Source organism: Billgrantia antri (assembly GCF_017868935.1).
GTDB classification, from domain to species: Bacteria; Pseudomonadota; Gammaproteobacteria; order Pseudomonadales; family Halomonadaceae; genus Halomonas; species Halomonas antri.
Genome location: NZ_CP053383.1, coordinates 986,908 through 1,010,316, shown reverse-complemented (window position 1 = coordinate 1,010,316; position 23,409 = coordinate 986,908). Strand labels below are relative to the sequence as shown.

Sequence of the window (23,409 nt, the reverse complement as noted above, 5' to 3'; positions counted from 1 at the left end):
TTGGCCTCCCGAATGACGGATCGTGATCAGTGGCGTTGGCGGCTAGGCACGCCAATTCGCTCACCGGTAGCGAGGTTCAGCGCAGTGAGACTGCCGCCCCAGACGCAGCCGGTATCCAGCGCCTCGGCGCGCACCAGGGCACCCTCGGCACGCCCCTCCAGCGCCGCCCAGTGGCCGAACAGCAGCCGCACGTCATCGCGGCGAGGGTAGCAAAACCAGGGAGCGAAGCCATCAGGTGCGCTGTCGAGGCCCTCCTTGGCGCTGAAATCCAGACAGCCGTCGGCATCGATGAAACGCATCCGCGTCAGCACGTTGACGATGACGCGCAGTCGTTCGATGCCGTCGTGCGACGCCTCCCAACAGGCGGGTTCGTTGCCGTACATCCGTTCGAGAAACGCCCCGCTGCGCTCGCTGGCGAGCCGCTCCTCGACCTCGGCGGCCAGGCTTGCCGCCTGCTCGGCCGACCACTCGGGCAACAGCCCCGCATGGGTCATCAGCGTCTCTCCCTGCCCCGCAAAAGACTCGTGCACCAGTAACGGGCGCGCCTGAAGCCAGTCGAGCAGCGCCTCGCGGTCGGGGGCAGCGAGTATGGTATCCAGCGTATCCTTGCGGTTGAGCCGGGCGCCGCCACGCGCTACCGCCAGCAGATGCAGGTCGTGATTGCCAAGCACGCTGAGCGCGGCATCGCCCAGCGCGCGTACCTCCCGCAGGCAGGCGAGCGACTCGGGGCCGCGATTGACCAGATCGCCCGCCAACCACAACCGGTCGCGGGCGGGGTCGAACTCGATCCGCTCCAGCAGTTCGACGAACTCGGCGTGACAGCCCTGCAGGTCCCCGATGGCATAGACGGTCATGGCACTTTCCCTTGCGGTACGGTTTGAATTCCCAACCAGCCCGAAGGCTTCCTCGAGCCGCTGCCGTCAGTGTACCTGGTTGGGGCCGGCCAGACGGAAGGGGGCGATGGCCACCTCGAAGGGACGCTGGCTGGCGGTGTCGACACAGGTATAGGCGCCTTCCATCACCCCCACCGGCCCATCGAGGATGGCTCGGCTGGTATAGCGGAAGGTCTGACCGGGACCGATCAGCGGTTGCTGGCCCACCACACCCTTGCCGCGCACCTCCTGCACCTTGCCGCTGCCCTGGGTGATGCGCCAGTGTCGCGCCAGCAGCTGGACGCTGCGCTTGGAATGGTTGTGGATCGTCACGGTATAGCGGAACACGTAGCGCGACTCGTCGCGAGAGGATTCATCGTCGCGAAAGTCGGGCTCCACGTCGACCAGCACTTGCTGCTCCAGAGGCATGTCCGGTGCCTGGGTCATGGAGCCTCCTCCTCGATGGCCAGGTGGTTGGCGATGCGAACGAACTCCTCCACCCCGAGCGTCTGGGGGCGGCGGGCGGGATCGATGTCAAGCGCCGCCAGAGCATCGCCATCGATCACGCCCTTGAGGTTGTTGCGCAGGGTCTTGCGCCGCTGGGCGAAGGCCTGACGCACGACCCGGAACAGCAACGCTTCGTCGCTGGCGGGCCATGGCGGCTCGGCAAAGGGAGTCAGCCGCACGATGGCCGAATCGACCTTGGGGCGAGGCACGAACGCCTCCGGCGGCACCGTGAACAGATAATCGACACGACAGCGGTACTGCGCCATCACCGAGAGCCGCCCCCAGTCGGCGCCGCCCGGCTCGGCGGCCAGGCGATCGACCACCTCCTTCTGCAGCATGAAATGCATGTCGGCAATGGCATCGCCCGCTTCCAGCAGATGGCCGATCAGCGGCGTCGAGATATTGTAGGGCAGATTGCCTACGACCCGCAGCGGCTCGCCGTCGCTGCGCAGCTCGCGAAAATCGAACTTCAGCGCATCCCCCTCGTGCACGACGAAGCCCGGGTAGTTGAAGAACTGCACGCGCAGCCCCGGAATCAGGTCGCGGTCCAGCTCGATCACTTCGAGGTGGCCGCCCGTCGCTTCGAGCAGAGGCTCGGTCAGGGCGCCCTGTCCGGGGCCGATCTCGACCAGCCGGTCGCCGGGGCGCGGCGCGATAGCGCGCACGATGCGCGAAATGATGCCGGGGTCACGCAGGAAATTCTGGCCGAAGCGCTTGCGAGCGCGATGAACCGGCGGGCGCGATGCCATGCAAGAATCCTTGTCAGTCGTTTCGTCAGGAAGTGGCCGCGGCCGAACCACGGCAGGCCATCTCGGCGGCCAGTGCCGCGGCGACCCTCAGGCTGCCTGCATCAGCCAGGCCACGGCCGGCCAGGTCCAGCGCCGTGCCATGATCCACCGAAGTGCGCACGATCGGCAGCCCCAGGGTGATGTTGGCGGCCCGGCCGAAGCCGGCGTACTTGAGCACCGGTAGCCCCTGGTCGTGATACATCGCCAGCACGGCATCGACGCCGGCCAAGTGGCGAGGCGTGAACAGGGTATCGGCCGGCAGCGGACCGTCAAGCACGAAACCTTGCTTGCGCAGGCGCTCGAGGCAAGGCGCGATCACCTCGATCTCCTCGCGCCCCAGGTGCCCCCCCTCGCCGGCGTGCGGATTGAGGCCACACACGGCGATGCGCGGCGCCGCTACCCCGAACCAGCGGATCAGGTCCGCGTGCAGGATGCGCAGGATACGCTCCAGGCTGGTGGCGCTGATCGCGTCGGCCACCTCCCGCAAAGGCAGATGCGTGGTCGCCAGGGCCACGCGCAGTGCAGCACCGCCCTGCCAGCCGGGCTGCGCGGCATGCAGGGCGGAGTCGGTCGCCAACATCATGACGACCTCGTCGACACCGCAAGCGTCGCGCAGATATTCGGTGTGACCGCGAAAGCCGACGTGGCCGGCATCGAGGATCACTCCCTTGTGCAGCGGCGCGGTGACCATGGCATCCGCCTGCCCTTGGCGACAGGCCGCGATCGCCACATCGAGGGTCTCGAGCACGTAGCCGGCGTTGGCTACGTCGAGCCGGCCCGGCCGGCTCGGCTCGCGCAGCGCTACCGGCCACACCGGCAACACGCCGGGACGCACTGCCGGTACCGGCTCGCCCGGCTGCAGTTCGAGCAGGCCGACCTTGAGACCGAGCCGTTCGGCCCGTTCGGCCAGCAGCGCCGGGTCGCCCACTGCCACCACTCTGGCGGGCGGCGGCTCGCCCAGTGCCAGCTGCAGCATCAGCTCGGGACCGATGCCGGCGGGCTCGCCGCAGGTCACGGCCAATACGGGGGCGGTGGGGGGCATGGTGCTCAGCTGCCGCTGGTGAGCCGGTTGTCGACGAAGGCCTCGGCACGGATCTCCTGAAGCCAGGCGTCCAGCGCCTCGTTGGCCTTGCGCTGAAACACCATCTGACGCGCCTGCTCGGGGCTGACGTTGCCGCCCTGCTGCTCGATGAAGCGCTCCACCTCGCGATTGCTGACATTGACGCGGCCACCCACCTGGCGCTGGTGCAGTTCGCGCAGCAGCATCTCACGGCGGATCTCCTCGCGTACGCTCGCCATGTTCAACCCATCGGCCTCCAGCGCATCGGCGAACTGGTCGAGGGTCATGCCGTTGCTCTCGGCGATCTCGCGAATCTGGCGATTGAGGGCGGTATCGTCGACGCTGAGACCGGCATCCGCCGCCATCTGCAGCTGGATCTCCTCGAGAATCACCTGCTCGAGAACGTGCTCCCGCAGTACCCCTTCGGGCGGTAGTCCCTGTCCCTGGGCGGCGATCTGGCTGCGCGCCTGTTCCATGCGCTCCTCCAGCTGGCTTTGCATGATGGCCTGCTCGTTCACCACGGCCACGATGCGGTCCAGCGATTGCCGCTGCACCGGCTGGAAATCCTGGCCCTGGGCCAGTACCGTCAGCGGCACGGCACCCAGGCACAAGGCCAGCCCCAGGGCTCCCAGAGTGGCTATAGGCGGTATCCGCATGTCTCTCTTTCCTCTCATGTTGTCTCTCTGGTGTGGCGTCCCGATCCCGTCAGAAAGCCGTGGTGCGGTAGCCCGGGACGGCACGCTCGAAGTAATCGCCGGCATCGCCGCCGACGCCGCCCAGACCCTTGAACACGAAGCGCAGGAAGATTCCGCGATCGGTAGTATCGTCCTCGATCGTGTTGGCGGTATCGCTGTCCTCGACCCACTCGCGCCAGACCAGCTGTACGCCATAGCAGCAGTCGTTCCACTGCACGCCGGCCATCTGGTCCAGGCTACGGCGGTTGGTGTGGTCGTACAGGTAGCGGCCGATGATATCCACCCTTGGATTGACGCGGTAGGCAAAGGAGAGATCGTACTCCTCGCGATCGTACCCCAGGCGATCCTCATCTTCTCCCGACGGGTCGAACCCTTCGAGTTGCCAGCGATAGGCAAGGTTCAATACATGCCCACGAGGATCACGATAGGACACCCCGACGCTGCTGCGCTCGGTGCGGCTGCGCTGATCGTCATAGAGCCATTCGTAGCGCGTACTCCAGTTCTCATTGATGCGCCAGTCGAGCTGAGTGACCAGCGGCGATCGTTCTCGTGTCGCGCGATAGAGGCGCTCCCCGCCGTCGGCCGTCGGAGAGGGCAAGGTGTCGGGATCGCCTGCCATGTCGATATGACGGTCCTCGAAATAGACGGCCTGTCCCATGCCGAGCATGAGGCGCTCACGTCCGGCAGCCCCTTCGAGGAAGCGACTGCTGACCCCATAGGAGAGACGATTGAGATCGCCGATGCGGTCGACGCCCGAGAAGCGGTACGGTGACCACAGCTGGTTCCAGGAGAAGGCGCGCTCGTCGCTGTCGAATTCCGGAAATTCACTCTGGTCGCGAGCCGGCACGTAGGCATAGTTGAGCCGCGGCTCGAGGGTCTGGCGGTACTCACGCCCGCCGAGTTCGAGCTCGCGCTCGAAGGTCAGGCCGCCATCCACCGAAGCGACCGGGACCGCACGCTGCAGCGAGGTATCGCGCTCCGTCTGGCGCTCGCCATAGTCGAGGTCATAGGCGGTGTAGAGCCACTCCACCCGCGGTTCCAGGTGCCCCCATGTCTCGTCGAAGCGCCAGCCGGTTACCGGCGAGAGATGCAGGCGCGTACCAATGGCCGCTTCGCGTAGCGGGACACGATTTCGGTCCACGTCGCGCCAGAAGTAGGTCGCATTGGAGCGCCACTGTTGGTACCACCCGCCCGGCTGCGACCAGCGCGCATTGGCGGTAAGGCTGGGCAGGCGATAGAAGGGCTTGTCGCGATCGCGCAGCGGATCCTCAAGCCGCTGGAAACCTTGGGCGCGTGCCTCGAGGTGCCACAGGTCGCCGCGATAGTCGAGCCGCGCCAGGCGCTGCATGTTGTTGGGGCCGTTACCGAAGGGGCTGCCGAAATCGTCGAAGTAGCGTCCGTCGCTGGCCGCACCGTAGCGCAGGTCGTAGCTCGTGCGCGCATCGAAGCGACCGCGATGGAGGTAGTCGACGTACCATCGATCCTCGCCCTCGTAGCGCGAGCCCGAGCCGCCTGAGCCGCCGCCGTCGCTGGCGAGATAGGCACCCTCGATCTGCCCGGCATCGCTGGGAAACAGGTAGCGATACTCACCGGCAAGCAACAGCCCTCGATCGCTGATCCAGCGCGGGGTGATGGTAGCATCCTGATTGGGCGCGATGTTCCAGTAGAACGGCTGGGCGTAGTCGAGGCTGTCGCTGGAGAAGCCCAGCACGGGCCACAGGAAGCCGGTATGCCGACGATCGTCGATGGGGAAGCGCACCCATGGCCAGTAGAACACCGGGACGTTGCCCATCTCGAGGCGGGCATGACGCGCGGTGCCGAAGCCGCTCTCGCGGTCGAGCACCAGGTCACCGGTGACCAATTGCCATAAGTTGTTGCCGGGGTCGCAGGTGGTGAAGCTCGCCGAGGTGAGCCGGAAACGACCGTCCTCGAGTCGCTCCAACTGCAGCGCATCGCCGCGCAGATGCTGGTCGTGCACCACGAAGTGGGCCGTGTCGATGCTGGCGGCATCGCTGTTCAGCGACACCTCGCCGGCTTCACCGCGCACCAGCAGGTTGATATCGCGCAGGGCCAGGGGGCCTTCAGCGTAGGCCCAGTCGCGTTCGGGGGGCACACTCACCCGCGGTGACTCGAGTTGGCTGTCGCCGCGGCGCAGTATCACCTCGCCACCGAGAATGGTCTCGCCCTCATCGCCGTAGTAGGCGCTGTCGGACTCGGAACGAACCTGCCCGGGCTCGTCGGTGGCGGGCAGGCGGTAGGCCGGCATCACGTAAGTGCCGCGGCACAGTGCTTCGGCGGGACGATCTTCGGCCCAAGGGTGCCAGTCGAGCTGCCACGCCGGCAGCGGTTCGAGCGCCATCGTCTGTGACGCGCCGAACGTCAGGCCGGATGTAATCAAGCCGGCCAATGCCGCGCCTGCATGTCGCTTGCCCATGGTCCCTCGATGTCCTTGGCGAAGAGAATCGGTATTATACAGACCGCACCCAGCCTGTCGTAGGCGACTGACCGCTCAGCATGCGGCGGCGCCCCACGAGCGTCAACAGCCAGCGCCCGGCACAACTGAAGGAGCCAGCATGACCACGGCCGACACCTCGACGCGATTGGACGCCCTGCGCCGTTGGGCAGCTGCTCGCCATCGCCTGTCTGTCGCAGCGGTAGACCTGCACTTGGCCGCAGGTGACGCCAGCTTTCGGCGCTATTTTCGCCTGCGCCTGCCCGACGGCGGTACGCGCATGCTGATGGACGCCCCCCCCGCCCAGGAGGATAGCCGTCCCTTCGTCGACATCGCTCGGCGCTGGCAGGCCGGCGGCCTGCCGGTGCCGGCGTTGCATGCGGTGGACCTCGAGGCCGGTTTTCTCGAACTCGACGACCTGGGGGACACCCCGCTGCAGCACCGCTTCGCCGGCAGCGACGCCGCCGACACTCTGGCCTGGCACGATCGCGCCATCGAACTGATCCATGCACTGCAGAATCGCGCCGGCCCTGACGAATTGCCGACCTACGACGCGGCCCTGCTCGGTCGCGAGCTGGACCTCTTTCCCGAGTGGTGTCTCGAACGCTGGCTCGGTCTGCCCCCCCCCGCCCGGTTGGACCGGACTGCGCCAGGCACTGATCGACTCCGCCCTGGCCCAGCCGGTGGTCACCGTGCACCGCGACTTCGACGCCATGAACCTGATGGTGCTCGACGAACGGCTTTACCTGATCGACTTTCAGGATGCCGTGGCCGGCCCGATCAGCTACGACCTGATCTCGCTGCTGCGCGGCCGCTACTGCCGTTTTCCGGCCGCACGTGTCGCCAACTGGATCGAGGCGTTCCGCCAGCAAGCAATCGCCGATGGCCGGCTGTCCGGGGCCACCACGAGCGAGGCCTTCCAGCAGCAGGCGCAGGCCATGGCCGCCCAGCGCGCGCTCAAGGTACTCGGCATCTTTTGTCGCCTCACCCTCCGCGACGCCCGTAGCGGCTACCTCGAGCGCCTGCCGCATTTCCTCGCCCACCTCGAGGAGAGCCTCATGGCGCTGCCCGAACACGCGGCTTTCAATGCCTGGCTCGCCGATACCTTCCGCCCGGCCTTGGAGAGACGCCTGGCAGGTCACGCCGATTCGGAGACGACATGAAGGCCATGATCCTCGCCGCCGGCCTCGGCAAGCGCATGCGGCCATTGACCGACCACTGCCCCAAGCCGCTGCTGCCGGTAGCCGGCAAGCCGCTGATCGTACACCACCTGGAGCGGCTTGCCGCTGCGGGCATTTCCGACGTGGTGATCAACGTCAGCTATCGCGCCGAACAGATCGTCGAGGCACTTGGCGACGGCAGTGCCTACGGCGTCCGCATTGACTGGAGCCGCGAGACAGCCCCGCTGGAGACTGGCGGAGGCATCCGCCAGGCGCTGCCGCAGCTGGGCGGCGCGCCTTTCCTGCTGATCAACGGCGACGTCTGGTGCGAACTCGATCTCCGCACTCTGCCGCCGCTGGGCGAGGACCTGGCCCACCTGGTGCTGGTCGACAACCCCGGCCACCATCCCCTGGGAGATTTCCACCTCGACGCCACCGGCCGGGTGCATGCGTTGGGCGAGCCGCGTCTGACCTTCGCCGGTGTCAGCCTGCTCGACCCAGCCCTGGTGGCCGGCCAACCGCCCGGCGAGTTTCCTCTGGCCCCGCTGCTGCGCGACGCGATGCGCGCCGGCCGCGTCGGCGGCACGCATTACCGCGGCGGCTGGATCGACGTGGGCACGCCCGAGCGACTGGCCGAGCTCGACCGGGCGCTGCGCCAACGCCGGGGCTGAGCCCGAGGTGGCTCAATGTTAAGCTGCTCAATATGAACGCTGCGATAACGAAACCCTGCTCATGAAAGCCTGCGTCAAGTGGCCCGATAGTCGCCAGTTCGTCGCCTGGGTTTGTAGAGAGCGGGAAGCGGCCACGGTGGCCGTCGTGGATCAGCGCATCTAACCAATAGGAAGGAGTTCAGCTCGTGAAAGCCAGCGTCAAATGGACCGATGGTCGCCAGTTCGTCGCCGAATCCGGAAGTGGCCACAGCGTGGTGATCGACGGCCCTCCCGACCACGGCGGCCGCAATACCGGCCCGCGCCCCATGGAGATGCTGCTGATGGGCATGGGCGCCTGCACCTCCTTTGACGTGCTGGAGATCCTCGAGAAGTCGCGCGCCGGCGTGACCGACTGCGTGGCGAGCATCGAAGCCGAACGCGCCGACACGGTGCCGTCCGTGTTCACCCGCATTCACGTCCACTTCACCGTCAGCGGCCACAACCTCAAGGAGAACCAGGTCAAGCGCGCGGTGGAACTCTCCGCCGAGAAGTACTGCAGCGCCTCGATCATGCTGGCCAAGGGTGGCGTCGAGGTGACCCACTCCTACAGCATCGTCGACGACTGAGGACAAGGTTCACAGTACGTGACAGCACAAGGCCCGCACCTGCGGGCCTTGTGCTGCATAGGGTGCGTGACGTGCTGCTAGACGGGCGGTGCATCCACGTGTCGCCAGAGGTATAGCGCCAGGTGCGAGCGGTAGGGAGCGAAGCGGGCGGCGGTACGCAGCGTCTTGCGTCGTGGGCTGGTCAGTCGCTCCAGTGTCTTGCGCGCCGCCACGTCGCCCTCCGGCCATACATCCGGTTCACCGAAGTAGAAGATCGAGATCATGTCGGCGGTCCACTGGCCCACGCCCCACAGCGCGGTCAGCCGCTGTGAACGCTGGGCATGATCCAAACCGCGAAGGTCATCGGCTTCGAGCCGCCCGGCCCGGGCCTCTTCGGCGATCAGGCATAGCGCCTTGGACTTGGCTCCCGAGAGGCCGCAGCCACGCAGCGCTGCCTGGTTCGGCTCGACGAAGAACTCCATCAGAGGCGTCTCGCCGGCGGCATCGACGACCCGTGTCCAGATCGAACGCGCCGCCTTGACCGACAGCTGCTGTCCGGCGATCGAGCGGCACAGGCGTTCGGCCAGCGGCTCGCTGTCATCGGCCTGGAGCGTGACCGGCCCGCCGCGCTCGAAGGCATCGGCAAGGCCAGGACTCAGCTCTCGAGCGACCTCGACGAAGCGCAGATGGATCTTCGCGGACATGCTGCGCCACTCAGACCCGATAGACGCTCTTGGTCATCACCTTCGACATCAGCGACATGCCGAACTTGACCGGTGCCGGGAAGCGCGCCCCGCCGGCTTCGAGCGCCAGCTGGGCATGGTGCGCTTCGTCGATTGCCATCTGGTGCAGCACGGCGCGTGAGCGGTGATCGCCCGCAGGCAGCTTGACCAGGTGATCCTCCAGATGCTTGCCCACCTGCTCCTCGGTAGCGGCGACGAAGCCCAGGCTGATGCGATCGCCAATGGCGCCGGCCACCGCTCCGAGGCCGAAGGAGGCAGCGTAGAACAGCGGGTTGAGCAGGCTGGTGTGGCTGTCGAGTTCCTGCAGTCGCTCATCGCACCACGCCAGGTGGTCGATCTCCTCCTGGGCGGAGTGCTCCATCTGGCTGCGTACCTCGGGCAGCTTGGCGGTGCAGCCCTGCCCCTGATAGAGCGCCTGGGCACACACCTCGCCGGTGTGGTTGACCCGCATCAAGCCTGCGGCATGACGACGCTCTTCGGCGCTCATGTCATCATCCTGAATGCCTGCGGTGGCCGGCGAGGGGCGCGAGGCAACGGCCGCATGGGGCACCAGGGTGCGCAGCACGGTATCGAACTGATGGATCAGGTTATCGGCGTGGGAGTAGTGGCGGTTCATCTCACTCGGTTCCTGTACGCGGCACAACGGTGGCGAAAGCGCCCGCGAGGGTGCCATAAGCACGGCAGCGCCACCCATAGGGGTGGCGCCACGAAGCGGGATGCACCTGATGCGTCGCACGCCTCGACGCGCGCGGTTTGCTCCGCATAGCGCCGGCTAGCCAGCCGGCCAAGTAAAGCGTCGACCGCCCATCAGGTGCATGTGAATATGATAGACCGTCTGGCCGCCCTGGTCATTGCAGTTCATCACCACGCGATAGCCGTCAGCGGCGAAGCCGCGCTCCTCGGCCAGTCGGGCCGCAACGTACGGCAACCGGCCGACCAGCGCCTGATCGCTCGCTTCGACGTCGTTGAGCGTGGCGATGTGCTGCTTGGGAATGATCAGGATGTGCGTCGGGGCCTGGGGATTGATGTCGTTGAACGCCAGTACCTGCTCGTCCTCGTAGACGATGTCGGCGGGAATCTCGCGTTTGACAATCTTGCAGAACAGGCAGTCTTGCATCGGCTCGAGCTCCTATCGATCCCCTGAGACGGGGCCTTGCGATCGCGAGCGCCCTCAGCGGAAGCGGCGCTGGGCCAGCAGGTGGCGCACCAGCGGGGCCAGGATCAGTTCGATGGCCAACGACATGCGAGCGCCGGGCACCACCAGGGTATGCGGTCGACTCATGAACGAATCCTGGATCATCGCCAGCAGCCACGGGAAGTCCACCGTCGAGGGATCGCGGAAGCGGATCACCACGAACGACTCGGCGTCGTTGGGAATATCCTGCACCTCGAAGGGGTTGGAGGTGTCCACCGTGGGCACGCGCTGAAAGTTGATGTGGGTCCGTGAAAATTGCGGCTGGATGTAGCGCACGTAGTCGTTCATGCGACCCAGGATGGTGTCGATCACCGCCTCCTGGGAATAGCCGCGCAGCTTGATGTCGCGGTCGATCTTCTGGATCCACTCCAGGTTCATGGTCGGAGCCACGCCCACCAGCAGGTCGACGTGGCGGGCGATATCGTGCTCCGCCGTCACCAGCCCGCCGTGCAGCCCTTCGTAGAACAGCAGATCGGTACCACAGGGCAGCGGCTGCCATTCGGTGAAGGTGCCCACCTGATGGCCAGCTTCGATCATCTGCTTGTCTTCGGCATGGATGTAATGGCGGTAGGTACCACTGCCGTGCTCGCCGTACTCCTGAAACAGCGTCTCCAGGCGGTCGAGCAGGTTCGCCTCCACGGCGAAGTGAGAGAGCTGGTCCTTGCGCTCGGGCTCCTCGCGGAAGATCCGTGCCAGCTCCTCGCGGGTATAGCGATGGAAGGCATCACCGTCGACGAAGGCGGCATGCACGTCCTCGCGCGTGAACATGCGCTCGAAGGTACGCTTCACCGTGGTGGTGCCGGCCCCTGACGAGCCGGTCACGGCGATGATGGGATATTCGCGCGACATCAGGCGTTCTCCGCTCCGAGAATGGCCTGCTGCACGGCCTCGGGAATGGCCACGCTACGCCCTTGGGCAGGATCGACCAGAACGACGTTGAGACGCGCCGTCGCCACTGGCCGGCCGCCTTCGGCATGGCGTACCCGGTGGTAGACGGCGATGGCCTTGCCGCTTGGCGCCGGCATCGCGGTCTCCACTACCAGGGCATCCGGCCAGCGCGCCTCGGACTGGTACTGCACGGCGAGGTCGGCCACCACGCTGGGGTAGCCCCCCATGTCCCACTCACTCAGCCCGAGCGCGCCGAATGCCTGAGTGCGCGCCTCGTGGAGCAACGACACCAAGGTATCGTGGCCCAGGTGCCGGCCATAGTTCATGTCGGTGATGCGCACCGACAGCGGCTGCCGGTGCACGATAGCGGACTCGGGAAACTCCAGCTTGACTCGCTCCATGCCCACTCCCTGAATCTTGTTATTGGGTCGATGCGGACGCTTGGCCGTGGCTCAACCGGCCTGCCGCTCCCGGGCGATGGCCCGATAGGCGATGTCGCGACGGAACTGGGCATCTTCCCAGCGAATCGCCGCCACCCCCTGGTAGGCCAGATCGCGGGCCTGGGACACTCCATGGCCCAGCGCAGTGACACACAGTACCCGGCCGCCGCTGGTCACCATCCGCCCCTGGTCATCCTCGGCGGTACCGGCATGAAACACCTTGCAGCCCGTCGCTTCGGCAGCATCGATCCCCTCGATGACATCGCCCTTGCGATAGCTGCCGGGGTAACCGCCCGCGGCCATCACCACACCGACGGCGGCATCGGTATTCCACTCGCAGGTATGGCCAGCCAGTTCGCCGCGCGCTCCCGCCAGGCACAGTTCGGCCAGGTCCGACTGGAGACGCAGCATGATCGGCTGGGTCTCAGGATCGCCGAAGCGACAGTTGTATTCGATGACCTTGGGATTGCCCTCGGCATCGATCATCAGCCCGGCGTAGAGGAAGCCGGTATAGGGAAGGCCCTCGCCCGCCATGCCGTGTACGGTGGGCATGATCACCTGCTGCATGATGCGCTCATGCACGCTCTCGGTGACCACCGGCGCCGGTGAATAGGCCCCCATGCCCCCGGTATTGGGACCGGCATCGCCATCGAGCGCCCGCTTGTGGTCCTGACTGGTGGCCATGGGCAATACCGTGGTCCCGTCGACCATGACGATGAAGCTGGCCTCCTCGCCCTCGAGGAACTCCTCGATCACCACGCGCGCCCCGGCACCGCCGAAGGCGTTGGCTTCGAGCATGTCGCGCACAGCGGCCTCGGCTTCGGCCAGGGTCATGGCCACAATCACGCCCTTGCCGGCGGCCAGACCGTCGGCCTTGATCACGATCGGCGCGCCCTGCTCGGCAAGATAGGCCAGCGCCGGCTCGACCTCGGTGAAGGTCCGGTAGGCGGCCGTGGGAATGGCGTGGCGCGCGAGGAAATCCTTGGTGAAGGATTTCGACCCCTCGAGCTGGGCGGCGCCCCGGGTTGGGCCGAAGATGGCCAGGCCGGCTTCGCGGAAGCGATCGACCACGCCCTCGACCAGCGGCGCCTCGGGACCAACGATGGTCAGCGCGATGTCTTCGTCGCGGGCGAACGCCACCAGACGCTCCAGATCGGTCGCCTCGATCGCCACGTTGGTCAGGCCCGGCTCATGCGCCGTGCCGGCATTGCCGGGCGCCACGAAGACCCGCTCGACGCGGGACGACTGGCTGACTTTCCAGGCCAGGGCATGTTCGCGGCCACCGCCGCCGATGATCAGAACCTTCATCCGCTTGCTATTCCTGTTTCTTGCTGCGCAGGCCCGCGAACGTACGGGCCCGATGTTCGGCTGGGAAGACGTCGCGGCATTATGGCAGAAAGCAGCCCGCTACGCCGCCTCGCTCTGCAGGAATGGCGTGCTTCACTTGTCGCTATCGTCGTTCTTGCCCGTCTTTTCCTTCGACTCCGGCTTGCCGGGCTGGCCCTGACCGATCGCCTGCTGCCAGAAGCGCATGTTCTCCTCGGCCATTTCGCGCATCAGCTCCATGGGGGAGTGGCGCATGGCCTGCTGCCACTGATCCTGCATGCGCTTTTGCTGCTCGAGCATCAATTGCGTGCCCTGCTCGAGGTAGCGGGCCAACGGCAGCGGCTGTGCCATGTCATAGACGCGGATGAACTGTGCCAGCAGGTCGTTGGAAAACACCTCGGCCTCGCCATCGGCCTGCTCCTGCTCGATGATGATCGACAGCAGGATGGTACGGGTCAGGTCCTCCCCGCTCTTGGCATCCTCGACCCGGAACGGCTCGTCGTCGAGAACCAGACGCCGAAGATCCTCGAGCGTCACATAGCGGCTCTGTTGGGTATCATAGAGCCTGCGGTTGGCATACTTGCGAATCACGCGCACGATGGCACTCCTTGTTGGAAAGGCAGACAGCCCTTGGCTGCTATTGTGCACCGCGCCACCGCCCTTGCAAATCGAAGCGACCAACGAGGCCCGATGAACCTGATCCTGCTTACCCCCGAGGAGATACGCGACGAACGCCTGGCGTGCCTGCGCGACCCGCGCCGCCTGCGCCACCTGAAGGAGGTACATCGCGCCAAGGTCGGCGATCGTCTGACCCTGGGCGTGGTGGGCAGCGGCATCGGCCGCGGCGAGCTCACGCTGCTCTCGGGCGACGAGGCCCGCTTCACGCTCGAGGGGCTCGACACGCCACCGCCACCTGCGCTGCCGGTACATCTCGTGCTCGCCCTGCCGCGTCCGCGCATGCTGGCTAGAAGCCTCGAACACATGACGGCCATGGGCGTGAAGCAGATCACCCTGCTGCATACCCGACGGGTAGAAAAAAGCTACTGGCAATCCCCGGAACTCGATCCGGCCAAGATTCACGAGCACTTGGTGCTGGGACTCGAACAAGCCAGGGATACGCAGTTGCCTGAGGTGACCCTGGCCAAGGGCTTTCGCCCCTTCGTCGAGGAGCGGCTGCCGACACTGCTCGAAGGCCGGCGAGGCCTGGTGGCCCACCCCGGTTTGGCCCAGGCGTGTCCGACCGGGATCGGGACACCCACCCTTCTCTTTATCGGACCGGAAGGCGGCTTCATACCGTTCGAGGTCGAGCGCCTGCTCGCGGCCGGCTGCGAAGGCATTCACCTGGGGCCGCGCATCCTGAGGGTCGAGACGGCCATCGTCGCCCTGTTGGCCCGGCTGTTCTAACGAGCTGTCACGACCGCCTGGGCCAACCGGTCAATCGGACGAACCTCCGTCGTCGAAGTCCGCGTCCTCCTCGGGGTCGTGCTCGACCAACGGGGAGTTCTCATCGCAGTTCGGCTCGGTGAGAAAGGTTTCGCGCACGTCCAGCAGACCCAGGTGCCCGATGGTGCGGCGACCGAGCAAAAGCGGATAATTCATCTCTTCACGATTGCGCAGGCTGAACTGCTCCTCGTAGACGGTGTCGCCCAAACACACTTTCATCAACACCACTGGGCGCCGGTCGACACCACCGGCGCCGCGCAGCCTCAGGCTGCGATAGAGCGGCAGTTCCATCCTCTCGCTGAACATCTCGCCGTCCGCCTCGTCCTCCAGCCTGAGACGGAAGCGCACCCACTCCTCGCCCTCCTTGTCGAAACGCTCGATATCGCGGGCATCGAGCGACGAGGTCAGCGCACCGCTGTCCAGCTTGGCCTTCACCTCGACCCCCCAAGGCTCGAGTGTGCTCTTCTCGACCCAGCCGAACACAGACGCCTCCTCGGCCATGGCCGACATCGGAGCAGTCACCAACAGCACCCCTGCCACGGTCTTCCAGCACAGGGGTAAACGACAAACCTGACGGAATATCATCTGCCACTCAACGGGCATGGTTTCACCTCCTATGTTCGTCATCGCTTCATGGACCTTGTTTCGGCAAGCCGGTTCCAGTCGCCTGAACCCAAACGTTACGTTTACTACACTGTGCGTGTCACCAAGGATAAGGAGGGCAACACGATGACGCAGTCACGCACTACAAGGACGACCCTGGCGGTTTCGGCCAGTCTGTTCCTCACCGGGCTTGCCGGCGCCGCACAGGCCCAGTTCGACCCACAGGGCCTCTACTCGACCCATGCGATCCTCGATGCCGAGGTACATTTCGAGAGTGCCCCGGCCAGCGAGCCTAGCGAGGTGGTCGACATCCTCCTCGGCGACGACAGGAAAGTGCAAGCCATCGTGGTCGACACCCACGACTCGGTAGGCCTGGATGGCGATACCGTGGTGATCACCAATCAGCACTATCGCTTGGTCAACTTCGACGAGAACGGCAAGACCCAGCATGACATCATTGTCGAGACCGACACCGAGGCGCTCGACGCCATGCCTCGCTATGACCAGGAGTGGATGAACACCGCCCAGGAGCGTGCCCGCGAAGCCTGGGACAGCGCCGGCGAAGGGGCCGAAAGCGCCTGGCACCGGACCCGACAGGGGCTGGACCGCATCGGCGAGGGCGCCGAGGATGCCTGGGAGCGCACCCAGGAAGGGGCCGAACGAGCCGGACGCCGCATCAGTGAGGTTCTCGACCAGTGGACCAGCGATAGCGACAGCTGATCGTCCCGCAGCCGGGCGCCACGCAGGCCCCGGCCGACAGGTCAGTGGCGCTGAAGCCGCTCCAGCAGGCTCAACGTGGCAAAGCCGTCCGGCGTGATGCCGATGCTTTGCTGGTATTCGCGCAGTCCACGTCGCGTGTTGGGCCCCATCACGCCATCCGGGGCACCGACGTCGAAACCACGCGCATTCAACGCCTGTTGAAGCTCACGCACCTGGCTGCGCGACAGCGGTTGCACGTCGCGTGGCCACCCAGCCCGGACGCCCTCGCGTCCGGCGATGCTGTCGGCCAGCGTGCCCACCGCCAGGGCATAGCTGGTGGCGTTGTTGTAGCGCAGGATGGCGCGATAGTTGGGTCCCACCAGGAAGGCCGGCCCCCGGGCACCCGCCGGCGCGATCACCGATGCCTGCTCGAAATCGGGCAAAGTGCCACCGCCGCTGCGACTCACGCCCTGCTGCGCCCATTCGCGGCTCGAACGTCGCGTGGAAAGCTCGGTCTGGGCATAGTCGAAATCCTGCGGCAGCCGTACCTCTACCCCCCAGGGCAGACCGGGCTGCCAGCCGGCTCGCGCCAGATAGTTGGCGGTGGAGGCCATCACATCCGGAATGCTGCCCCAGATGTCGCGACGCCCATCGCCGTCGCCATCGACGGCGTAGGATTCGAAGCTGGAGGGAATGAACTGGGTATGCCCCATGGCGCCGGCCCAGGAGCCGATCATGCGCTCCGGCGAGATGTCGCCGGCCTCGAGGATACGCAGCGCGGCGAGCAGTTCGCCGCGAGCGAAGTCGCGCCGACGCCCGTCGAATGCCAGAGTCGCCAGCGCCTCGAGCGTGGAGAAATCACCGAAATTGCCCCCGTAGTTGCTCTCTATGCCCCAAATCGCCACCACGACCTCGGCCGGCACCCCATAACGTTGCTCCATGCGCCGAGCAGTTTCGCGGTGCTCGTCGAGCCTGGCCCGCCCCTGGCTGATGCGGGTCTGGGAGACGGCGCTATCCAGGTATTGCCAGATGGGACGCACGAATTCCGGCTGCGAGCGGTCGAGTTCGATCACGCGGGGCCGGTAGCGTACTCCGTCCAGGGCGCGCGCCAACGTCGCCTCACCGATCCCCTCGCTGCGGGCCTGGCGACGGAAATCGCGCAGCCAGGTCTGGAAGTCGCCCGGCTCGGCACGTTCGGCCTCACCGGAAGCAGGTTCAGCAGCGGCCGGCGTTGTAGCAGCCTGCTCCTGCCGGTCGTCGGCCACGACGTCCTGAATAGGACCGGATTGGCATCCGGCCAACAGCAGCATGAGAAGAGCAGCAGAGAAAAGCGGACGAGTCATGGCACGTATTCCTTTACATCGAAGGCCACCGATAATGGCTCAGAAGCGGCCTCCAGACCAGCCCTCCGAGCCGGGTGAAGCGTCGTTTTGTGTAACCAACCAACCCGCCGGCTCGAACGTCACTTGGGGTCGCTCTCGCGGGGATGATGCACGGCGTTGGCGTCCGTTTCCAGGCCGCTCTTGAGCTCATGAGTGAGCGGATCGTAATTGGGTCGCAGCTCGTCCTTGATCGTGCCGTGCCATAGCTTGGCACCGACGAAGTAGCCGGCCCGGCCGATCACGTGGGCCGCCACCGGCGCCGTCATCATGATGAAGAGGATGACCCCGAGCGCGCGCGCCACTACCGCCACCTCGCCGAAGTGCAATGCCACCGCCAGCATGATCAGCGAGGCGCCGAGGGTGGCCGCCTTGGTAGTGGCATGCATGCGCGTCAGCAGATCAGGCAGGCGTACCAGCCCGAGCGCGGCCAGGAACATGAAAAGAGCCCCGGTCAGGATCAGGCTGGCCTTGAACATCTCAATCATCGCGCGGCCCCCCGCGCTCCAGGAAGCGAGCGAAGCCGATGGCCGCCATGAACGCCATCAACGCCATGACGATGGCCACGTCCAGCAGGCTCGGCACGTCGGTGGCGATCGCCACCACCCCGATGATGCCGACGATCATCGAGGAGAAAAGCTCCAGCGCCACCACCCGGTCCGGCAGGCTGGGTCCACGGTAGAGACGCACGAAGGCCAGGCACAGCGCCAGGGACATGAGCGCCAGACTCGCCAGGATCACGGTCGACACGGCTTGTCTCCTCGGTCAGTGAAACAGTTCCAGCGCGCGGCGCTCCAGCTCCGCCAGGTTGCGGCGCAGCTCAGCCTCGTCGTCGAGGAACATGGCGTGAATGTAGAGCACCCGGCGGTCGTCGGAGACGTCCAGGCTCAGGGTACCCGGCGTCAGCGAGATCAGGTTGGCCACCAGCGCGATCTCGAACTCGCTGCGCGCCTTGAGCGGCATGGCGATCACGCCAGGTCTCATGTACCAGGGCGGCGTGACGACATCGAAGGCGACCTTCAGATTGGCCAGCAGCAGTTCCTTGAAGAAGAATCCGACGAAGCGGATCAGCCGCGGCAGGCGCTGGGCGTATCCCGCCAGCGCCGGCACCTGCGGCTGGATCAACGCCAGCACCAGGTAGCCGAAGGCCAGGCCCGCGAGCAGGTTGCGACCGCTGAAATCGCCGGTCAACACCACCCAGGCGACGCCCAGCAGCAGGTTCCAGGCGGCTCCGATCATGGCGAGCCCTCCCGGCTTGGCCCCAGCACCGCTTCGATATAGCGCTCGGGCGCCATCAGTTCGCCCGCCGAGGCCTCGGCCAGCGCATACAAGGGCCCGGCATTCAGCCCGAGGAACAGCGTACACAGTGCCAGTCCCACCGCTGGCAGCGACATCAGCCACAGCTCACGCTGGCCGACCGTCGGATAAGACTCGGCCGCGTCATCGCCGGGGGCAGCCTTCCAGAACACTTCGGACCAGATTTTGACCATTGAATAGAGCGTGAGCAGCCCCACCAGCAGCGCGATGGCCGTCACGCCGTAGGCTTCGGCTTCGATGCCGGCACGGATCACGATGAACTTGGCGAAAAAGCCCGACAGCGGCGGCATACCGGCGAGCGACAGCGCCGGTACCAGGAACAGGACGGCAAGCCATGGATGGCTGCGATAAAGCCCGCCCAGGCGCTTGAGCCGGTAACTGCCCTGGAGGCGATGGACGATACCGCTGACCAGGAAGAGATTGGTCTTCACCAGGATATGGTGGGCGATGTAGAAGACCCCGCCGACGATGGCCAGCGGGGTGAACAGCGCCAACCCCAGGATCATGTAACCGATCTGACTGACGATATGGAACGACAGGATGCGCCGGAATTCGAACTGAGCCGCCGCGCCCAGCACCCCCGACAGCATGGTGAACCCCGCTCCCCACAGCAGGATCTCGTGGGTGTAGCCCGGGCTATGGTGAAAAATCAACGTGAATACCCGGTACAGCGCATAGACCCCGACCTTGGTCAGCAACCCGGCAAACAGTGCCGATACCGCGACCGGCGGCGTGTGGTAGGAGGCCGGCAGCCAGAAGAACAGTGGGAAGGCCGCCGCCTTGATGCCGAAAGCGACCATGAACATCATCGCCAGCACGTCTGCCATGCCGTTGTCCTCGAGGCTCGCCAGACGCCGGGCGATGTCGGCCATGTTGAGCGTGCCGACCATGCCATAGAGCAGCCCCACCGCCACCAGGAAGATCACCGACGACAGCAGGTTGAGGGTGACGTACTTGATCGCCCCCTCCATCTGCGCCTTTTCGCTGCCCAGGATCAGCAGGGCGAAGGAGGCCACCAGCATTACCTCGAACCAGACGTAGAGGTTGAAGATGTCGCCGGTGAGGAAGGCACCCGCCACCCCGGCCAGCAACAGGTGCATCAGTGGGAAGTAGCCGTAGGCCTCGTGGCCGCGTCCGGTGGTGGCAAGGGAGTAGAGCGCCACCGCGAACCCGATGATGCCGGTGAGCACGACCATGATGGCGCCGAGCAGATCGGCCACCAGGCTGATGCCGAAGGGCGCCGGCCAGTTGCCCACCTGAAGTACCTGGATGCCGTCCCGACTGACCGTTAACAGTAGCCAGACACTCGTGACCAACAGCAGGCCGGTTCCCGCCACGGCGACCACACGCTGCATGAGGCGCGAGCGCCAGAACAGCAATGACACGGCCCCGGCCAGCAGCGGGATCAGGATGGGTAGCGCGACCTGGACGTTCACGTGTCGGTATCCCGCATGCGGTCGAGGTCATCGGCGCGCACGATCTCCCAGGCGCGGCGCACCAGGACCACGGCGAACGACAGCACGCCGAAAGCGATCACGATGGCGGTCAGCACCAGCGCCTGCGGCAGCGGGTCGGCCACGGTCCCCTGCGGAGCGGTCAGGCCCTGCGGGACTAGCGGCGGCCCGCCGCGTGTCAGCCCCGCGGAGACGAAGATCAGCAGGTTGGCGGCGTTGGACAGCAGCATCAGCCCGATCACCAGCTTGACGATGGAACGCCGCAGCATCATGTAGATGGCCGCGGCGAACAGGATGCCTATGGCAATGGCGAGCAGGGGTTCCATGTTGACTCCTCGGTCTCAGGCATCTTCGCGATCGGTGTCCACCAAGGCGGTGATAGCGGTCAGCACGGAGCCGATCACGACCAGATAGACCCCGATGTCGAATAGCAGTGGCGTAGAGGCCTTGAAGCCGACCACCGGTATCGTCCACCACTGAGCGGTGAAGAACGGTTCGCCCTGCCACAAGGCCGGCAGGGTCGAGAGCACGCCGAGCGTCAGGCCGAGGCCGATCAGATCGCGCGGCGAGACCTTGAGCATGGCGTGCGTGGCCCGCCCCCCATAGGCGAAGAGGTAGAGCGCGAACGCCCCCGACGCCACCAGCCCGGCGATGAAACCGCCACCCGGCTCGTCATGGCCGCGCAGCAGCAGGAACAGCGAGAACAGCAGCTGAAGCGGCAGCAGCAGCCGCGCCGCCACGCTGAGGATCAGGGTACCGGACCTAACCATTCTCGCTCTCCCGCGGCGGGGTAGGCGCGGTGCCACCCGATTCGGCGTGGAAGCGCAGCATGGCCAGCACGCCGATGGCCGCCAGTGCCAGTACGAACATCTCGCCCAGCGTATCCAGGGCGCGGAAGTCCACCAGTATCACGTTGACGATATTGTGGCCATGTCCCTGCGGCTGGCTGTTGGCGACCAGGAAGTCGGAGATGCGCGGCAGCCGTTCGCCGGCAAGCACCGAGAACATCAGCAGCGTGATCATGATCCCGGATAGCCCCGCTACCACGAGATCGCGGGCGCGTTCGGTGGGCGTGGAGAGTGTGGCGAAGCGTGGCAGGCGGAACAGCACCAGCACCAGCAGGATCACCGTCAAGGTCTCGACCAGCAGCTGGGTGATGGCCAGATCCGGCGCGCTGAACAGGACGAATACCAGCGCGACGGAGAATCCCATAATGCCGACCGCGGCGACGGCAGCCAGGCGTGAGCGCATCACGCAGGCAGCCACCGCCCCGGCCACCATCAAGCCGGCGACCACTGCCTCGTGCGGGTAGGCAGCCACGGGCACGTTGAGGTTCGGCGCATGACGGAACAACAGCGCATGCCCAACCAACCCAAGCAGGGTCAGCAGGGTCACGATCAGATAGTTGCGAATGTGGCCGTTCTGCAGCATGCGGGTCTGCCACTCGGCAGCCGCCACCATCCCCGCCATCAGCGCCTCGTAGCCGGCCTCTGGCCCGCGCGCCATGAACGGCCTGAGCCGGGCCAGGTGCGCGCGCAGGCGATCCCAGCGGCGCCACACCATCAGGCCCAGGGCCAGGCTCACCAGCGACAGCACAAGCGGCAGGTTGATGCCGTGCCAGAGCGCCAGGTGCACGTCATGATCGGTGGCGCCGAGCCCGGCGATCGTCGCCACCACCAGGCCGTCGAGCCACCCCGGCGCCAGGCCGAACAGCAGCGACAGCCCAGCCAGCAGCGCCGGCCCCGCCAGCATGCCCGGCGGCGCCTCATGGGGCGTACGCGGCGTGCGCCGCAAGGCGCCGTAGAACGGTCGAAACGCGACGATGGCCGCCACCGCCAGAGTCAAAAAGGCGGCCACCGACGTCAGCCCGACGATGACCACACGGTACTGCGTAGCGGCCAGCGCCGACTCGAGCATCAATTCCTTGCCGACGAAGCCCAGTAGCGGTGGCATGCCGGCCAGCGATAGCGCGGCAACGGCGGCGACCACGGCAGTACGCGGCATCACGTGACGCAGCCCGCCCATGTGGGTGACATCCTTGGTGCCGGTTTCATGGTCGAGAATGCCGGCCACCATGAACAGCGCCCCCTTGTACAGCGAGTGCGCCAACAGGAAGGCCACGAACGCCACCAGCGCCTCCGGCGTGCCCAGCCCCAACAGCATGGTCAGGGTGCCGAGCGCCATCACCGTGGAATAGGCCAGCAGCTTCTTGATGTTGGTGTGCTGGATCGCCAGGAAAGCGCCCGTGGCCATGGTGAAGGCCCCTACCAGCGACAGGCTCAGCGTCCAGGCGTCGGTGCCGCCGAGGGCCGGATGCAGCCGCGCCAAAAGAAAGACACCCGCCTTGACCATGGTCGCCGAGTGCAGGTAGGCCGAGACCGGCGTCGGTGCGGCCATGGCACTGGGCAACCAGAAATGGAACGGAAACTGAGCCGACTTGGTAAAAGCGCCGATCAACAGACAGAACAGCATCGGCAGATAGAGGGCATGGCTGCGCAGGGCATCGCCCCGGATCGTCAGTTCGGCCAGCGACCAGCTGCCCCCGGCCTGCGCCAGCATGACGAAGCCGGCCAGCAGCGCGAGCCCACCTCCGGCGGTGACGTAGAGCCCCTGCTGTGCCGCCTTGCGCGCCGACAGGTCGCCATGATGGAAACCGATCAGCAAAAAGGAGGTAATGCTGGTGAGCTCCCAGAACACGAACAGGGTCACCAGGTTATCGGACAGCACCAGCCCGAGCATCGACATCATGAAGGCGATGAGCACGACCAGGAAGCGCGGCAGGTCTTGATGACCGCGCAGGTAGTCACCGGTGTAGACCAGCACCAGCGCCCCGATCCCCGTGATCAACAGGGCAAACAGCCAGGACAGGCCGTCGATGAGGAAAGTCAGCGTGATGTCGAGCCCCGGCACCCAGGCCCATTCGAGCAGCACCGCCTCGCCCGAGACAATGGCGGGCCAGTGCCCGAGCAGCCAGATCGTCATCGAGGCCGGCAGCAGCGACAGCACCAGTGGCGTTCGGGCACCGAACCAGCGATGGAGCAGCGGCGCCATCCCCGCCACCACGAAGCCACCCAGCACGGCCAGCTGCATACGGCACCCTCCCGATCAATGGACGGAGCCATGCCTTGGCATC

Annotated in this window: 26 protein-coding genes and 1 pseudogene; 5 read left to right on the top strand and 22 right to left on the bottom strand. The window is 66.1% G+C overall.

Annotation, left to right across the window (positions count from 1 at the left end):
• Nucleotides 1-26: 26 nt before the first annotated feature.
• The 6 genes from HNO53_RS04845 to HNO53_RS04820 form a co-directional block, all read right to left on the bottom strand.
• Nucleotides 27-854, bottom strand: coding sequence for a symmetrical bis(5'-nucleosyl)-tetraphosphatase (locus HNO53_RS04845; RefSeq protein ID WP_209476693.1), 828 nt, complete (start codon nt 852-854; stop codon nt 27-29).
• A 66-nt stretch (nt 855-920) separates the two neighbouring features.
• A complete protein-coding gene (gene apaG, locus HNO53_RS04840) occupies nt 921-1,319 on the bottom strand; it encodes a Co2+/Mg2+ efflux protein ApaG (protein ID WP_209476691.1) in 399 nt (132 codons plus the stop codon).
• On the bottom strand, nt 1,316-2,128 hold the full coding sequence (rsmA, locus tag HNO53_RS04835) for a 16S rRNA (adenine(1518)-N(6)/adenine(1519)-N(6))-dimethyltransferase RsmA (protein WP_209476690.1): 813 nt from the start codon (nt 2,126-2,128) through the stop codon (nt 1,316-1,318). The genes apaG and rsmA overlap by 4 nt, the downstream gene beginning before the upstream one ends.
• A 25-nt stretch (nt 2,129-2,153) precedes the next feature.
• Complete coding sequence (pdxA, locus tag HNO53_RS04830; RefSeq protein WP_209476689.1) at nt 2,154-3,209, bottom strand: 4-hydroxythreonine-4-phosphate dehydrogenase PdxA; 1,056 nt, start codon at nt 3,207-3,209, stop codon at nt 2,154-2,156.
• Between the two features lie 5 nt (nt 3,210-3,214).
• A complete protein-coding gene (locus HNO53_RS04825) occupies nt 3,215-3,883 on the bottom strand; it encodes a SurA N-terminal domain-containing protein (protein ID WP_209476688.1) in 669 nt (222 codons plus the stop codon).
• A 49-nt stretch (nt 3,884-3,932) separates the two neighbouring features.
• A complete protein-coding gene (locus tag HNO53_RS04820) occupies nt 3,933-6,356 on the bottom strand; it encodes an LPS-assembly protein LptD (RefSeq protein ID WP_209476687.1) in 2,424 nt (807 codons plus the stop codon).
• A gap of 139 nt (nt 6,357-6,495) precedes the next feature.
• Here HNO53_RS04820 and HNO53_RS04815 point away from each other — a divergent pair.
• From HNO53_RS04815 to HNO53_RS04805, 3 genes and pseudogenes are all read left to right on the top strand, one after another.
• A pseudogene (locus tag HNO53_RS04815) lies at nt 6,496-7,537 on the top strand (aminoglycoside phosphotransferase family protein).
• Nucleotides 7,534-8,205 carry an N-acetylmuramate alpha-1-phosphate uridylyltransferase MurU gene (gene murU, locus HNO53_RS04810; protein ID WP_209476686.1) on the top strand — a complete coding sequence of 224 codons (672 nt, stop codon included), beginning with the start codon at nt 7,534-7,536 and terminating at the stop codon, nt 8,203-8,205. Before HNO53_RS04815 ends, murU begins: the two are co-directional and overlap by 4 nt.
• Nucleotides 8,206-8,390: 185 nt before the next feature.
• Complete coding sequence (locus tag HNO53_RS04805; protein ID WP_167111327.1) at nt 8,391-8,810, top strand: OsmC family protein; 420 nt, start codon at nt 8,391-8,393, stop codon at nt 8,808-8,810.
• A gap of 77 nt (nt 8,811-8,887) precedes the next feature.
• Here HNO53_RS04805 and HNO53_RS04800 read toward each other — a convergent pair whose 3' ends face one another.
• From HNO53_RS04800 to phaR, 7 genes are all read right to left on the bottom strand, one after another.
• Nucleotides 8,888-9,493, bottom strand: a complete 606-nt coding sequence (locus tag HNO53_RS04800; protein WP_209476684.1) for a DNA-3-methyladenine glycosylase family protein — start codon at nt 9,491-9,493, stop codon at nt 8,888-8,890.
• 10 nt (nt 9,494-9,503) lie between these two features.
• A complete protein-coding gene (coq7, locus tag HNO53_RS04795; protein ID WP_209476683.1) occupies nt 9,504-10,148 on the bottom strand; it encodes a 2-polyprenyl-3-methyl-6-methoxy-1,4-benzoquinone monooxygenase in 645 nt (214 codons plus the stop codon).
• Between the two features lie 156 nt (nt 10,149-10,304).
• A complete protein-coding gene (locus HNO53_RS04790) occupies nt 10,305-10,649 on the bottom strand; it encodes a histidine triad nucleotide-binding protein (protein WP_209476681.1) in 345 nt (114 codons plus the stop codon).
• Nucleotides 10,650-10,703: 54 nt separating this feature from the next.
• Nucleotides 10,704-11,576: a phosphoribulokinase gene (locus tag HNO53_RS04785; RefSeq protein WP_209476680.1), complete on the bottom strand. Its 873-nt coding sequence runs from the start codon at nt 11,574-11,576 to the stop codon at nt 10,704-10,706.
• A complete protein-coding gene (locus tag HNO53_RS04780) occupies nt 11,576-12,016 on the bottom strand; it encodes an acyl-CoA thioesterase (protein WP_209476678.1) in 441 nt (146 codons plus the stop codon). The genes HNO53_RS04785 and HNO53_RS04780 overlap by 1 nt, the downstream gene beginning before the upstream one ends.
• A 51-nt stretch (nt 12,017-12,067) precedes the next feature.
• Nucleotides 12,068-13,363: a phosphoribosylamine--glycine ligase gene (gene purD / locus HNO53_RS04775; RefSeq protein WP_209476676.1), complete on the bottom strand. Its 1,296-nt coding sequence runs from the start codon at nt 13,361-13,363 to the stop codon at nt 12,068-12,070.
• Nucleotides 13,364-13,495: 132 nt separating this feature from the next.
• Nucleotides 13,496-13,978: a polyhydroxyalkanoate synthesis repressor PhaR gene (phaR, locus tag HNO53_RS04770; RefSeq protein WP_209476674.1), complete on the bottom strand. Its 483-nt coding sequence runs from the start codon at nt 13,976-13,978 to the stop codon at nt 13,496-13,498.
• A gap of 93 nt (nt 13,979-14,071) precedes the next feature.
• Here phaR and HNO53_RS04765 point away from each other — a divergent pair, with 93 nt between their 5' ends.
• Nucleotides 14,072-14,785 carry a 16S rRNA (uracil(1498)-N(3))-methyltransferase gene (locus tag HNO53_RS04765; protein ID WP_209476672.1) on the top strand — a complete coding sequence of 238 codons (714 nt, stop codon included), beginning with the start codon at nt 14,072-14,074 and terminating at the stop codon, nt 14,783-14,785.
• Between the two features lie 30 nt (nt 14,786-14,815).
• Here HNO53_RS04765 and rloA3 read toward each other — a convergent pair whose 3' ends face one another.
• The gene (gene rloA3 / locus HNO53_RS04760; RefSeq protein ID WP_242597617.1) at nt 14,816-15,334 is read right to left on the bottom strand and encodes a retropepsin-like aspartic peptidase RloA3; all 519 of its coding nucleotides are present in this window, start codon (nt 15,332-15,334) and stop codon (nt 14,816-14,818) included.
• A gap of 219 nt (nt 15,335-15,553) precedes the next feature.
• Here rloA3 and HNO53_RS04755 point away from each other — a divergent pair, with 219 nt between their 5' ends.
• Nucleotides 15,554-16,147, top strand: coding sequence for a hypothetical protein (locus tag HNO53_RS04755; protein ID WP_209476668.1), 594 nt, complete (start codon nt 15,554-15,556; stop codon nt 16,145-16,147).
• 41 nt (nt 16,148-16,188) lie between these two features.
• Here HNO53_RS04755 and HNO53_RS04750 read toward each other — a convergent pair whose 3' ends face one another.
• The 8 genes from HNO53_RS04750 to HNO53_RS04715 all read right to left on the bottom strand — a co-directional run bounded on the left by HNO53_RS04750 (nt 16,189) and on the right by HNO53_RS04715 (nt 23,366).
• Nucleotides 16,189-17,469: a lytic murein transglycosylase gene (locus HNO53_RS04750; protein ID WP_209476666.1), complete on the bottom strand. Its 1,281-nt coding sequence runs from the start codon at nt 17,467-17,469 to the stop codon at nt 16,189-16,191.
• Nucleotides 17,470-17,588: 119 nt separating this feature from the next.
• The gene (gene mnhG, locus HNO53_RS04745) at nt 17,589-17,993 is read right to left on the bottom strand and encodes a monovalent cation/H(+) antiporter subunit G (RefSeq protein ID WP_209476664.1); all 405 of its coding nucleotides are present in this window, start codon (nt 17,991-17,993) and stop codon (nt 17,589-17,591) included.
• Nucleotides 17,986-18,255, bottom strand: coding sequence for an MrpF/PhaF family protein (locus tag HNO53_RS04740; RefSeq protein WP_209476662.1), 270 nt, complete (start codon nt 18,253-18,255; stop codon nt 17,986-17,988). The genes mnhG and HNO53_RS04740 overlap by 8 nt, the downstream gene beginning before the upstream one ends.
• Nucleotides 18,256-18,270: 15 nt before the next feature.
• Nucleotides 18,271-18,744 (bottom strand): Na+/H+ antiporter subunit E, encoded by a 474-nt coding sequence (locus HNO53_RS04735; protein ID WP_209476660.1) that lies wholly within the window; start codon nt 18,742-18,744, stop codon nt 18,271-18,273.
• Nucleotides 18,741-20,258, bottom strand: a complete 1,518-nt coding sequence (locus HNO53_RS04730) for a Na+/H+ antiporter subunit D (RefSeq protein WP_209476658.1) — start codon at nt 20,256-20,258, stop codon at nt 18,741-18,743. Before HNO53_RS04730 ends, HNO53_RS04735 begins: the two co-directional genes overlap by 4 nt.
• The gene (locus HNO53_RS04725; RefSeq protein WP_209476656.1) at nt 20,255-20,602 is read right to left on the bottom strand and encodes a Na+/H+ antiporter subunit C; all 348 of its coding nucleotides are present in this window, start codon (nt 20,600-20,602) and stop codon (nt 20,255-20,257) included. Before HNO53_RS04725 ends, HNO53_RS04730 begins: the two co-directional genes overlap by 4 nt.
• Nucleotides 20,603-20,617: 15 nt before the next feature.
• Nucleotides 20,618-21,046 (bottom strand): Na+/H+ antiporter subunit B, encoded by a 429-nt coding sequence (locus HNO53_RS04720; protein WP_209476654.1) that lies wholly within the window; start codon nt 21,044-21,046, stop codon nt 20,618-20,620.
• Entirely contained in the window at nt 21,039-23,366 is a 2,328-nt protein-coding gene (locus HNO53_RS04715) for a putative monovalent cation/H+ antiporter subunit A (protein ID WP_209476652.1), read from the bottom strand. Before HNO53_RS04715 ends, HNO53_RS04720 begins: the two co-directional genes overlap by 8 nt.
• Between the last annotated feature and the right edge of the window lie 43 nt (nt 23,367-23,409).

Excerpts from the sequence above, each read along its gene's own strand:
- HNO53_RS04800 (WP_209476684.1), bottom strand. The coding sequence starts at position 9,493 with ATGTCCGCGAAGATCCATCTGCGCTTCGTCGAGGTCGCTCGAGAGCTG.
- HNO53_RS04825 (WP_209476688.1), bottom strand. The coding sequence starts at position 3,883 with ATGCGGATACCGCCTATAGCCACTCTGGGAGCCCTGGGGCTGGCCTTG.
- rloA3 (WP_242597617.1), bottom strand. The coding sequence starts at position 15,334 with ATGTCGGCCATGGCCGAGGAGGCGTCTGTGTTCGGCTGGGTCGAGAAG.
- HNO53_RS04735 (WP_209476660.1), bottom strand. The coding sequence starts at position 18,744 with ATGATCGGAGCCGCCTGGAACCTGCTGCTGGGCGTCGCCTGGGTGGTG.
- HNO53_RS04725 (WP_209476656.1), bottom strand. The coding sequence starts at position 20,602 with ATGGAACCCCTGCTCGCCATTGCCATAGGCATCCTGTTCGCCGCGGCC.
- coq7 (WP_209476683.1), bottom strand. The coding sequence starts at position 10,148 with ATGAACCGCCACTACTCCCACGCCGATAACCTGATCCATCAGTTCGAT.
- apaG (WP_209476691.1), bottom strand. The coding sequence starts at position 1,319 with ATGACCCAGGCACCGGACATGCCTCTGGAGCAGCAAGTGCTGGTCGAC.
- HNO53_RS04780 (WP_209476678.1), bottom strand. The coding sequence starts at position 12,016 with ATGGAGCGAGTCAAGCTGGAGTTTCCCGAGTCCGCTATCGTGCACCGG.
- HNO53_RS04845 (WP_209476693.1), bottom strand. The coding sequence starts at position 854 with ATGACCGTCTATGCCATCGGGGACCTGCAGGGCTGTCACGCCGAGTTC.
- pdxA (WP_209476689.1), bottom strand. The coding sequence starts at position 3,209 with ATGCCCCCCACCGCCCCCGTATTGGCCGTGACCTGCGGCGAGCCCGCC.
- HNO53_RS04755 (WP_209476668.1), top strand. The coding sequence starts at position 15,554 with ATGACGCAGTCACGCACTACAAGGACGACCCTGGCGGTTTCGGCCAGT.
- HNO53_RS04715 (WP_209476652.1), bottom strand. The coding sequence starts at position 23,366 with ATGCAGCTGGCCGTGCTGGGTGGCTTCGTGGTGGCGGGGATGGCGCCG.
- HNO53_RS04790 (WP_209476681.1), bottom strand. The coding sequence starts at position 10,649 with ATGCAAGACTGCCTGTTCTGCAAGATTGTCAAACGCGAGATTCCCGCC.
- HNO53_RS04750 (WP_209476666.1), bottom strand. The coding sequence starts at position 17,469 with ATGACTCGTCCGCTTTTCTCTGCTGCTCTTCTCATGCTGCTGTTGGCC.
- HNO53_RS04820 (WP_209476687.1), bottom strand. The coding sequence starts at position 6,356 with ATGGGCAAGCGACATGCAGGCGCGGCATTGGCCGGCTTGATTACATCC.
- murU (WP_209476686.1), top strand. The coding sequence starts at position 7,534 with ATGAAGGCCATGATCCTCGCCGCCGGCCTCGGCAAGCGCATGCGGCCA.
- purD (WP_209476676.1), bottom strand. The coding sequence starts at position 13,363 with ATGAAGGTTCTGATCATCGGCGGCGGTGGCCGCGAACATGCCCTGGCC.
- HNO53_RS04765 (WP_209476672.1), top strand. The coding sequence starts at position 14,072 with ATGAACCTGATCCTGCTTACCCCCGAGGAGATACGCGACGAACGCCTG.
- rsmA (WP_209476690.1), bottom strand. The coding sequence starts at position 2,128 with ATGGCATCGCGCCCGCCGGTTCATCGCGCTCGCAAGCGCTTCGGCCAG.
- mnhG (WP_209476664.1), bottom strand. The coding sequence starts at position 17,993 with ATGATTGAGATGTTCAAGGCCAGCCTGATCCTGACCGGGGCTCTTTTC.
- HNO53_RS04785 (WP_209476680.1), bottom strand. The coding sequence starts at position 11,576 with ATGTCGCGCGAATATCCCATCATCGCCGTGACCGGCTCGTCAGGGGCC.
- HNO53_RS04720 (WP_209476654.1), bottom strand. The coding sequence starts at position 21,046 with ATGGTTAGGTCCGGTACCCTGATCCTCAGCGTGGCGGCGCGGCTGCTG.